The organism is Rhizomicrobium sp. (genome assembly GCF_056722145.1).
Genome location: NZ_JBWZET010000382.1, coordinates 1 through 10,983 on the forward strand (window position 1 = coordinate 1; position 10,983 = coordinate 10,983).

Here is a 10,983-nt window from a genome sequence, read left to right on the forward strand (position 1 = left end):
GCTCAGGGAGGGCGGCTTCGACCTCGAACAGGTGCAGAAGGCCGACACGGTGCTCGATCCGAACGTCTTGACGCTCGGATTTGCCCGCCGCTTCACCGAATACAAGCGCCCGAACCTGTTGCTGCGCGATCTGTCCCGCCTCGACAAGCTCTTGCACAACGCCATGTTCCCGGTGCAGATCGTCGTCGCCGGCAAGGCCCATCCGGCCGATAACGTCGGCAAGGGCATGATCCAGGAGTGGATCAACCTGGCGCGCGATTCACGCTACCGCCGCCAGATCGTCTTTCTCGAAGACTACGACATCAGCCTTGCCCAGGAGATGACCCAGGGTGTCGACGTCTGGATCAACACCCCGCGCCGGCCATGGGAAGCCTGCGGCACGTCGGGCATGAAGGTGCTGGTCAACGGCGGCATCAATTGTTCGACGCTCGATGGCTGGTGGGACGAGGCCTACACCGACGAAGTCGGCTGGTCGATCGGCGACGGCTCGGGCGGCACCGCCGAAGGCGTCGACGCCATCGACATCGAAAGCCTCTACGACGTGCTCGAAAACAAGGTCATTCCGGAATTCTACGACCGCGACGGCCTTGGCCTGCCGCGCAAGTGGCTGACCCGCATCCGTCATTCGATGGGCCGGCTGACGCCGGAATTCTCGGGCGCCCGGATGATGACCGACTACGTCGAACAGGCCTATTTGCCGCTCGCCAAGGCGGTGCGCGAGCGCATGAAGGATCGCTGCGGTCCGGCGCGGATGTTGAACCAGTGGTCGCGCACGCTCTATTCGCGCTGGAACGGCCTGCACATCGGCAATGCGGTGGCGAGTCAGACGGACAACGCCACCAATGTCGTGGTGCCGGTCTATCTCGGCGAGTTGACGCCCAACGCGGTCCGGGTGGAGATGTTCGCCGACCAGACCGCCGAGCACGCCCCCGAGGTGATCATGCTGCACCAGGAAAACGCCATCCCGGGTTCGACCAATGGCTATATTTTCGCCGGCGCGATCCCGTCCACGCGGCGGCTAGACGACTACACCGTGCGCGTCGTGCCTTATCACCCCAACGCCTTCCTGCCGGCCGAACTGCCGCTGATCACCTGGCAGAAATAAGGGCGGAGTGGCCCCCATAAACCGAAACCCCCGCGGAGCGATCCGTGGGGGTTTGTTTTTGCAGCGCCGACAAAAAAGCGATCGTCCAGCCCAGCGGGCCGGCGGCTGATGCCGTTCGCGGCCCGATCAGGCGACGGCGGCCCTCAGTTCGGCGTCGTCTTCGTGCAGCTTGACTGAGACTGTTTTCACCGGCGGCGTTGCGATCGGCAGCACCGGCAGCACGAAGGCGGTGGTCTCGCCTTCCATCGAGGCGGCATGCCAATTGGCTTCCAGCTCGGCTTCGAGTTCGGTCTTGGCGCGCAGCCAATATTCCTGGGACTTGCCGTCCTGGCAGCCTTCGCGCTCCCAAATCAGGTAGCTGCGGTTGCGGATTTCTTCGTCCGACGGGACGGGCTTCTGGTCGTTGGGCATGACACATCTCCTGCCCGATTATTTTTCTGGATGCCCCCGGCCGTCGCGCCCGGGCTGAGCGACGCAGCCGGTTCGACTCACATTATGCACTCAACTTACGGCTTGTCTTGTTGTTTGTTGCACCGACCGTTCAGCAACCGGAGCACCAAGGTCGACTGGCAGACCGCTGGCGGCACTGTAGAGGGCGGCGTATTGGGTAGCACTCGAGGTCCAGCTGAAATCCTGCGCCATTGCCTGCAGCTGCAGGCGGCGCCAGATCAGCGGCTCACGATAAAGCGACAGTGCCCGTTCGAGGGCGGCCGTCATGTCGTCCACCGTCGGCTCGTCGAAGACGAAGCCGGTGGCGCTGCGGTCGGCGATCGAGGTCGCGGTCGCGTCGACCACCGTATCGGCGAGGCCGCCGGTGCGGCGCACGACCGGCAGGCTGCCGTAGCGCAAGGCGTAAAGCTGGGTCAGGCCGCAGGGCTCGAAGCGGGCCGGCGCCAGAAGAATGTCGCAGCCGGCCTGCAGCTTGTGCGCCAGCGGTTCGTCATAGCCGACAGTCACCGCGACTTTGCCGCTGTGGCGTTCGCTGGCTTCGTCGAAGGCGACTTCCAGCTTGGGATCGCCTTCGCCGACCGCCACGAACTGGGCATCCTGTTCGGCCAGCCACGGCAGCAGCTCCAAAATGACGTCCGCCATCTTCTGCTGGGTGAGCCGGCTGACGAAGCCGAGCACCGGGGTTTCGGGGCTGACCTTAAGGCCGAATTCGGCTTGCAGTGCCGCCTTGCAGGCCCGCTTGCCGGTGATGTCGGTCTCGCGATAGGGCCGCGGCAGCACCGGATCGTTGGCCGGATTCCACAAAGCTTCGTCGATGCCGTTGAGAATGCCGCTGAAATCTTCGCCGCGTTCGGCCAACACGCCTTCCATGCCGCAACCGAACAGGGGGGTCAGGATTTCTCGTGCATAGGTCGGGCTCACCGTGGTGACCCGGTCGGCATAGCGCAAGCCCGCCTTCAGATAGGAGATCTGGCCATAGAACTCGACGCCACCCGGACTGAACAAGGCGCCCGGAATGCCCAGGCGGTCCAGCCATTCGGCAGGGAAATTGCCCTGGAAGGCCATGTTGTGGGTGGTGAAGACGCTCGCCGGCCGGGGGCCGGTTTCGAGCGAGAGATAGAGCGGCAACAGTCCGGCATGCCAGTCGTTGGCGTGGACGAGGTCGGGCTTGAAATCGATACCGGCCCGGCCCATCGCGATTTCGCGGCCGACATGGGCCAAGAAGGCGAAACGCAGCGGGTTGTCGGGCCACTCCTTGCCGGTTTCGTCCTGATAGAGGCCGCCATTGCGCCGGAACAGGCTGGGGCTGTCGATCAGGTAGACGGGCAGGTCGGCATTGGGGAAGGTCCCGGCGATCAGGGTGGCATCGTCAATGCCGAGCGCGGGAGCGATCCGGGCGACCAGTTTGGGGTTCTCGATGCGAAGATAGGCCCGCGGGTAGGCGGGCATCAGCAGGCGGACATCGACTCCGAGGCGGCGAAGGGCTACGGGAAGGGCGCGGGAAACGTCGGCAAGGCCCCCGGTCTTGGCCAAGGGATATGCTTCCGCCGTCGCAAACAGAACCCGCATCTAAGCCCCTCGCAGCAGGTATTTCTAAATGCCTGCCGCCCCCAGTATTGGTTCGGAAACCATAAAACCCTAATCTGGTAAAACTCTTATTACCGTAACGAATCAAATGCCCGATTTAGCCTAGCCCGAATTTCACTAATTTCCGTACGAAATCAATGGATATGGGCTAACTCGGAACGGAATGGACCATGGCGAACGCAGCAAAAGTTGCACCGGGAGAAAAAATGGATCGTCCTGAGCGAACCGAGGTGCGTGACAGCCGGGTTGCTTCCATTGTTGCGGGTGACGACCACGATCCGTTTTCGTATCTCGGCATGCACCAGGACGGGCGCGTCGTCACCGTCCGCGTCTTCCATCCCGGCGCCCGCACCATCGAGGTGCTGCAGCATGACTCCGGCGCGCCGGTTGCCAAGCTGACCCAGCTGCATGAAGCGGGTCTGTTCGCCGGGCGGGTCGGCGAGGAGATGTTCGCCTATCGCCTGCGGGTCACAGGCGAGGGCTGGAGCTTCGATATCGAAGACCCCTACCGCTTCGCGCCGGTGTTGGGCGAACTCGACCTCTACCTTCACGCCGAAGGCAACTTCCTCAAGAGCTTCGAGAAGATGGGCGCCCATCCGACGGTCATGGACGGGGTGGAAGGCACCAGTTTTGCCGTCTGGGCGCCGAGCGCACGGCGGGTTTCGGTGGTTGGCGACTTCAATGGTTGGGACGGGCGTTTCCACGTCATGCGCCTCAATCCGGGTGCCGGCATTTGGGAGATTTTCCTGCCCGGCGTCGGCCCCGGTGCCGCCTACAAATTCGAGATCAAGACCCAGAACGGCGTCCTGCTGCTGAAAGCCGATCCGTTCGCCTTCCAAGCCGAGCTGCCGCCCAAGACCGCCTCGGTCGTCAGTGCCGATGCGCGGATGGGAATTGAGCGCGAAGACACCGGCAAGGGCCCCAAGTCGGACCGCCGCTCGCCGATCTCGATCTATGAGGTTCACATCGGCTCCTGGCAGAGAAAGCCCGAAGAAGGCAATCGCCCGCTCAGCTATCGCGAACTCGCCGATACGCTGGTGCCCTACGTCAAGGAGATGGGCTTCACCCACGTCGAATTGATGCCGATCAACGAGCATCCGTTCGGCGGCTCGTGGGGCTATCAGCCGACCGCCTTGTTTGCGCCGACCGCGCGCTACGGGGCGCCCGAGGATTTCCGCCATTTCGTGCATGCCTGTCACGAGGCCGGCATCGGCGTGCTGCTCGATTGGGCGGCAGGCCACTTCCCCTCCGACAGCCACGGCCTGCACACCTTCGACGGCACTCACCTTTACGAGCACGCCGATCCGAAGGAGGGCTTTCACCCCGACTGGAACAGCTACATCTATAATTTCGGCCGCAACGAAGTGCGCGGCTTCCTGTTGTCGAACGCGCTGTTCTGGCTGAACCGCTATGGCATCGATGGGCTGCGCGTCGATGCGGTCGCTTCGATGCTCTACCGCAACTACAGCCGCAAGGACGGCGAGTGGGTGCCGAACGTCCACGGCGGCATCGAAAATCTCGAAGCCATCGATTTCCTTCGCCGCATGAACGAGCTGGTCTACGGCGACCATGAAGACGCCGTCACCGTGGCCGAAGAATCGACCGCCTGGCCGATGGTGTCGCGCCCGGTCTGGCTCGGCGGCCTCGGCTTCGGGTTCAAGTGGAACATGGGCTGGATGCACGACACCCTGCAGTACATGTCGAAGGAGCCGGTGCATCGCAAATTCCACCACCACGACCTGACCTTCGGCCTCTTGTATGCGTTCACCGAGAACTTCATCCTGCCGCTCAGCCACGACGAGGTCGTGCACGGCAAGGGCTCGCTGCTCACCAAAATGCCGGGCGATCTGTGGCAGAAGTTCGCCAACCTGCGCGCCTACTACACCTTCATGTACACCATGCCGGGCAAGAAGCTGCTGTTCATGGGCGCCGAGCTCGGCCAGTGGAACGAGTGGAACCACGATTCCAGCCTCGACTGGCATCTGCTTGAGTTCAAGGAACATGCCGGGCTGAAGAATGCGCTGAAAGACCTCAACTGGCTCTATCGCTCGCGCACCGCGTTGCATGCCCGCGACTGCGAGCCGGAGGGTTTTGCCTGGATCGACTGTAACGACACCGAAGCGAGCGTGATTTCCTACATCCGCCGCGGTGCCGATCCCGACGATTTCGTCGTGGTGGTGTGCAATTTCACGCCGGTGGTGCGCAAGGACTACCGCATCGGCGTGCCCAAAAGCGGGCGCTATTATGAGGCGTTCAATTCCGACAGCGAATTCTACGGCGGCGGCAATATCGGCAACGCCGGCAGCCTCACCACGCTCGGCTGCCCGATGCATGGCCAGCCCGACTGTCTGTCGCTGACCTTGCCCCCGCTCGGCGCCTTCGTGCTGGTGCCGGAAGGCCGCTGAAAGGAATGACCGTGACGACCGCAGTGCGGCTCAGCCAGGGGCGTCCCTTTCCGTTGGGCGCGACGTTCGACGGCGAGGGCATCAACTTCGCTTTGTTTTCCGCCCATGCGACGCGGGTGGAACTATGCCTGTTCGATGCCGACGAACACGAAATAACGCGTACCGACCTGCCGGAAAAATCCGAAGACGTCTGGTTCGGCTATCTCAAGGGCGCCCGTCCCGGCCAGCTTTACGGCTATCGCGTCCACGGCCCTTACGAGCCCTTGGCCGGCCATCGCTTCAATCCCAACAAGCTGCTGATCGATCCGTATGCGAAGGAATTGACCCGGCCGATCGCCTACGATCCGCTGCACTGCGGGTTCGATCCCACCGACCAGCGCTTCGATCTGTCGTTCGACATGCGCGATTCGGCGCCCGCTGTTCCGAAATGCCGGGTCGTGGCCGACGATTTCGACTGGACGGGCGATCCGGTGCTGCGCACGCCGCGCTCGCATTCGGTGGTCTACGAGCTGCATGTGCGCGGCTTCACCATGCGCCATCCCAATGTCGATGGCCCGTTGCGCGGCACGGCGGCGGCACTGTCGAGTCCGGCTGTGGTCCGCTATCTGCGCGAGCTTGGCATCACGGCGGTGGAGCTGCTGCCGATCCATCCCTTCACCACCACGTCGGTGCAGGCGAAATTCGGGCTCAAGGAATTCTGGGGCTATAATTCGGTCAATTTTTTCGCCATCGAGCCGCGCTATCTCGCTGGCGGCCGTCGCGTCGAATTCCAGAACATGGTGCGCGCCTTCCACGATGCCGGCATCGAGGTGATCCTCGACGTCGTCTTCAACCATTCCGGCGAAGGCAATGAGCTCGGCCCGACCCTGTCGTTCCGCGGCATCGACAACGCCTCGTATTACATTCTCGCCGACAACAAATCGCGCTATCGCGATATGACCGGCACCGGCAACACCCTCAACACCGCCCATCCGCGCGTTCTGCAGATGGTGATGGATTCGCTGCGCTATTTCGTCGAATCCTGCCACGTCGACGGTTTCCGCTTCGATCTGGCGGTGAGTCTTGCCCGCGACGACGGCGACTTCGATCCGACCTCGGCGTTTTTCTCCTGCGTGCAGCAGGACCCCGTGCTGGTGAAGACCAAGATGATCGCCGAGCCGTGGGATCTTGGCCCCGACGGCTATCGCGTCGGCGGATTTCCGCCGCGCTGGAGCGAATGGAACGACCGCTTCCGCAATGACGTGCGCCGGTTCTGGCGCGGCGACGCCCGCATCGGCGATTTCGCGGCGCGGCTGGCGGGTTCGAGCGATGTGTTCTGTCCGCCGGGGCGCCGCCCGACCGCCGGCGTCAATTTCATCACCGCCCACGATGGCTTCACGCTGGACGACCTCGTCAGCTACAATTTCAAGCACAACGCCGCCAACCGCGAGAACAACCGCGACGGCTCCGACGAGAACTTTTCCTGGAACTGCGGCACCGAAGGCCCGTCCCATGATCTCGGCATCATCGCCCGGCGCGACCGGCAGAAACGCAATCTCCTGGCGACGCTGCTGCTCAGCCAGGGCATGCCGATGCTGCTCGCCGGCGACGAATTCGGCCGCACACAAGCCGGCAACAACAACGCCTATTGCCAGGACAACGAGACCAGCTGGGTCGATTGGAGCAAGCTCGAAGACAATCGCGATCTCGTCGCCTTCGTGCGCCGGGTGATCGGTTTGCGCCTCGAGCATCCGGTGTTCCGCCGCTCGTTCTTCTTCCTCGGCGACCCGATCGACGATACCGGCGTCAAGGACATCGTCTGGCTTTCGCCCGACGGCCGCGAGATGAACGATGCCGATTGGCACCGTCCCCATGCCAAGGCGCTCGGCGTGCGCTATGCCGCCACCGCCGAAATGGACGTCTCGACCTATACCCGGCGGCTCGACCCGCACTCCTTTCTCCTGCTCGTTAATGCCGGAGAGGAACCCGTTAACTTTGTTCTGCCTAAAGTTCCCTTCGACAAGCGCTGGCACTGGATCCTCGACACGGCGGTGGCGGACGGCGAGGCGTCCGGACGATTTGCGGCCGCGACCTCGTTCCAGCTTCCGGCGCACGCACTGGCCCTGTTCGAAGGCGACGTCTGATTATGGATGCCGACAACGTCCTGAAGCTTGCCGATGCTGCCGGGATCGAGACCCATTACTGGGACAACCACGGCAACCGTCACGATGCCGGCCATGACACCATCCGCGCGCTGCTCGCCGCCTTCGGCATTGCCGCCGATACCGACGCCGAGGTGTGGGCGAGCCTGACCGGTTTCTGGCGGGCGCCATGGATGCGGCTGTTGCCTCCCGTGGTGACGCTGAAAGACGACGAGCCCGTCGCGTTGCCGCTGCGCGCCTGGGAGGAAGAAGGCGACCGGCTGATCAAATGGGAGCTGGTGCTCGAAGACGGCGACAAACGCACCGGCAGCTGCCGGCTCGGCGATCTTCGCCACGACGACATCGCTTATTTCGACAACCGGCGCATCTTCCAGCATCGCTTGGCGCTGGCGGCACTGCCGGCCGGCTATCACATTTTCCGCGTCGAAGGCGAAGAGGCGGCCACCCGGGTGATTGTGGCGCCGCGCCGCGCGTTCATGCCGGACGGTCTGGCGCATGCTTTCGGCCTGATGGTGCAGCTTTATGCGCTGAAGCGCGACGGCGACTGGGGCATCGGCGATTTTTCGGCGCTCGAAACGCTGATCGACCAGGTGGCAGGCGCGGGCGGTGCCGCGATCGGGCTCAATCCGCTGCATGCGCTGTTCCTCAATCTGCCGGAAAACGCCAGCCCCTATTCGCCGTGCTCGCGCCTGTTCCGCAATCCGCTCTATCTCGATGTCACCGCGCTCGCCGATTTTGCCGAGTGTGCCGAGGCCCGGGCGCTCGCCGAGCATCCCGAATTTCGTCGTGTCGCCGCCGGCGCGCAGGCCAACGAGTTCGTGCCCTATCGCGCCGTCACCTCGCTGAAATTGCCGGTGCTGGAGCGCTGTTATGCCCATTTCGTGGCGCAGCATCTGGCCGCCAACACTCATCGCGCCCGCTCGTTCCGCAGCTTCGTCGCCGAACAGGGCCGCGAGCTCGAGGATTTCGCCACCTTCGAGGCGCTGGGCGAGCATTACGGCGCCCTCGACTGGTCGCATTGGGCGGCGCCGCATCGCGATGCCAAGTCCGACGGCACCGCCGAGTTCCGCGCTTCCCGCGCCGATCGCGTCGGCTTCTTCCAGTACCTGCAATGGTGCGCCGATGTGCAATTCGGCCACGCCGCCGGCCGCGCCAAGGACAAAGGGATGGCGGTCGGCCTCTACAACGACCTCGCCGTGTCGGTGGACGCCTCCAGCGCCGATTATTGGATGCATCGCCAACAATTCGCCGGCGGAGCAAGGGTGGGGGCGCCGCCCGATCCATTCAACGAGATGGGCCAGGACTGGGGCCTGGTGCCGCTCAATCCGATGCGGCTGAAGGAAACCGGCTACGCCTACTACCGCAGCCTGCTCGCCGCCAATATGCGCCATGCCGGAGCCCTGCGCATCGATCATGTCATGGGGCTGACGCGGCTCTATCTCATTCCCGCCGGGGCCAAGCCGACCGAAGGCGCCTATGTGCGCTTTCCGCTCAACGATCTGATCGCGGTCGCCAGCCTCGAAAGCCAGCGCAATGAGTGCATGGTGATCGGCGAGGATCTGGGCACAGTGCCGGCCGGCTTCCGCGAAAAGCTGGCGGAAGCCAACATCCTTTCGAGCCGCGTGCTCTATTTCGAGCGCAACCGCGCCGCCTTTAAGCCGCCCACGGAGTATCCGCGTCTGGCGGCGGTGTCGATTTCCACGCACGACCTCGCCACGCTAGGCGGTTTCTGGCAGGGCGAAGACCTGAAAGCCAAGGCCCACATCGGCCTGTTCAAGACCGCTGCCGAAGAGGCTGCCGCCATGGCCGGGCGCATCGCGGACAAGCGCGAACTGTTGCAGGCGCTGGCGGCCGAAGACCTGTTGCCGGCCGGCGTCAGCCCCGCCGATGCCGACCATCTCGCCTGGAGCACGGCGCTGACCGCGGCGGTGCACACCTATCTCGCCCGCGCGCCGTCGCGCCTCATGATGGTGCAGCTTGACGATCTTGTCGGCCAGACCCGCCAGGCCAATCTGCCCGGCTCGGTCACCGAGTATCCCAACTGGCGGCGCCGGCTGGCGCAGTCGCTCGAAACCCTCGGCGCCGATCCGGCGTTCCGCACCGCGCTGGCGGCGATCGGCACCGGGCGGGGCTAGCGGCACGCGGCGATTGTTCCTAAACTCCGCACCGCTTTGGAAGCGGGAGTTGTCGCATGGAAGGTCTCGAACGGATCGTGCGCGAGCACTCCTTCTTTTCCGGCATGAAAGAGGACTACACCGACGTCGTGTCGGGCTGCGCCAAGAACGTGCGCTTCGAGCCGGGCGAGTACCTTTTTCGCGAAGGCGATGTTGCCGACCAGCTTTACCTGTTGCGCTCGGGCCGGGTCGCGCTCGAGGTTGAGAGCGGTCACGAGCCGGTGGCGATCCAGACCGTCGGCGAAAGCGAGATCGTCGGCGCTTCATGGCTGGTGCCGCCCTATCGGCGCGGGCTGTCGGCCAAGGCGCTCGAACTGACGCGCGCCATCGCGCTTGATGCCGCCTGCCTGCGCGGCAAGTGCGAGGACAATCACGATCTCGGCTACGAGATGATGAAGCGCTTCATGCCGATCCTGATCCAACGCCTGCGCGCCGCGCGGCTGCAGATCCTGGACGACCGGAAATAAATCCCGGCCATCACGCCTCCGGTGAGGGCGACTTTTTCGGCTTGGCGGCGGGCTTCTTCTTCACCGCCTTCGCCGAGGCCTTGACCGGTTCGGCTCCCTTGGCGGCTTTGCCGTTGGGCTTTTTCTCGGCGACTTTCTTGTCGACGGGATTGTTGGCCGTCACCGCTTTCTTCGCCGTGACATTTTTCGGCGGCCGCTGTTCGCTCAAGATTTCGGCTTCGGCGCGGGCCCAGTGCTCATGTTGACGGCCTTCGGGGCGGCCTTCGTGCTCCCAGATGAAATAGGCGCGCCGTTCGATCTCGCGGACAAATCCATCGGTACCGGGGTTTTTCGCGTTCATCGTGTCCTCCGAAGCTCCACTCATACGCGATTGGCCTGCAAATTTGAAACCAAGATTTTTTGACGCCCGCATTGCTGTTTGGGCAAACAAAAACGCCGGCCCATCGGGTGATGGACCGGCGCTGAGTTATTAGGCGGAAATTTTACAGTCCGTGCTTGGTACGAGCGACGGCTTCCTGCTCCTTGAACTGATTGAAGCGGGGCAGGAATTTGTCCCAATCGATGATGTGGGCGTCGAGTTCCGGGCCATCGATGCAAGCGTGCTTGCGCACCATCTTGCCGCCGATGGTCACCGGCACCATGCAGGCGCCGCAC

The 10,983-nt window shown here is 63.7% G+C and carries 9 protein-coding genes; 5 read left to right on the forward strand and 4 right to left on the reverse strand.

The features are described from left to right. Nucleotides 1–1,105: alpha-glucan family phosphorylase (gene glgP, locus AC1P6P_RS20170; protein WP_481404241.1), on the forward strand; the 1,105-nt coding region annotated here is incomplete at its 5' end. Between the two features lie 126 nt (nucleotides 1,106–1,231). Here glgP and AC1P6P_RS20175 read toward each other — a convergent pair. Both AC1P6P_RS20175 and glgA read right to left on the reverse strand, forming a co-directional pair. Beyond that, nucleotides 1,232–1,516 (reverse strand): DUF2934 domain-containing protein, encoded by a 285-nt coding sequence (locus tag AC1P6P_RS20175; RefSeq protein WP_481404242.1) that lies wholly within the window; start codon nucleotides 1,514–1,516, stop codon nucleotides 1,232–1,234. 90 nt (nucleotides 1,517–1,606) lie between these two features. Continuing rightward, a complete protein-coding gene (gene glgA, locus AC1P6P_RS20180; protein WP_481404243.1) occupies nucleotides 1,607–3,124 on the reverse strand; it encodes a glycogen synthase GlgA in 1,518 nt (505 codons plus the stop codon). Nucleotides 3,125–3,348: 224 nt separating this feature from the next. Here glgA and glgB point away from each other — a divergent pair, with 224 nt between their 5' ends. The 4 genes from glgB to AC1P6P_RS20200 are packed head-to-tail and all read left to right on the forward strand — an operon-like array spanning nucleotide 3,349 to nucleotide 10,329. Next, nucleotides 3,349–5,547, forward strand: a complete 2,199-nt coding sequence (gene glgB / locus AC1P6P_RS20185) for a 1,4-alpha-glucan branching protein GlgB (RefSeq protein WP_481404244.1) — start codon at nucleotides 3,349–3,351, stop codon at nucleotides 5,545–5,547. A 5-nt stretch (nucleotides 5,548–5,552) separates the two neighbouring features. After that, nucleotides 5,553–7,670: a glycogen debranching protein GlgX gene (gene glgX / locus AC1P6P_RS20190; protein ID WP_481404245.1), complete on the forward strand. Its 2,118-nt coding sequence runs from the start codon at nucleotides 5,553–5,555 to the stop codon at nucleotides 7,668–7,670. Between the two features lie 2 nt (nucleotides 7,671–7,672). After that, a complete protein-coding gene (gene malQ / locus AC1P6P_RS20195; RefSeq protein ID WP_481404246.1) occupies nucleotides 7,673–9,823 on the forward strand; it encodes a 4-alpha-glucanotransferase in 2,151 nt (716 codons plus the stop codon). A gap of 56 nt (nucleotides 9,824–9,879) precedes the next feature. Continuing rightward, the gene (locus AC1P6P_RS20200; RefSeq protein WP_481404247.1) at nucleotides 9,880–10,329 is read left to right on the forward strand and encodes a Crp/Fnr family transcriptional regulator; all 450 of its coding nucleotides are present in this window, start codon (nucleotides 9,880–9,882) and stop codon (nucleotides 10,327–10,329) included. A gap of 10 nt (nucleotides 10,330–10,339) precedes the next feature. On the opposite strand, the gene AC1P6P_RS20205 is transcribed toward AC1P6P_RS20200, so the two are convergent. After that, a complete protein-coding gene (locus AC1P6P_RS20205) occupies nucleotides 10,340–10,669 on the reverse strand; it encodes a DUF2934 domain-containing protein (protein WP_481404248.1) in 330 nt (109 codons plus the stop codon). A 142-nt stretch (nucleotides 10,670–10,811) separates the two neighbouring features. Beyond that, on the reverse strand, nucleotides 10,812–10,983 hold a 172-nt coding region (locus AC1P6P_RS20210; protein ID WP_481404249.1), incomplete at its 5' end, for an iron-sulfur cluster-binding protein.

Bases quoted from the DNA above. Each gene is read 5' to 3' on its own strand.
- malQ (WP_481404246.1), top strand. From the start codon at position 7,673: ATGGATGCCGACAACGTCCTGAAGCTTGCCGATGCTGCCGGGATCGAG.
- glgX (WP_481404245.1), top strand. From the start codon at position 5,553: ATGACCGTGACGACCGCAGTGCGGCTCAGCCAGGGGCGTCCCTTTCCG.
- AC1P6P_RS20175 (WP_481404242.1), bottom strand. From the start codon at position 1,516: ATGCCCAACGACCAGAAGCCCGTCCCGTCGGACGAAGAAATCCGCAAC.
- AC1P6P_RS20200 (WP_481404247.1), top strand. From the start codon at position 9,880: ATGGAAGGTCTCGAACGGATCGTGCGCGAGCACTCCTTCTTTTCCGGC.
- glgB (WP_481404244.1), top strand. From the start codon at position 3,349: ATGGATCGTCCTGAGCGAACCGAGGTGCGTGACAGCCGGGTTGCTTCC.
- AC1P6P_RS20205 (WP_481404248.1), bottom strand. From the start codon at position 10,669: ATGAACGCGAAAAACCCCGGTACCGATGGATTTGTCCGCGAGATCGAA.
- glgA (WP_481404243.1), bottom strand. From the start codon at position 3,124: ATGCGGGTTCTGTTTGCGACGGCGGAAGCATATCCCTTGGCCAAGACC.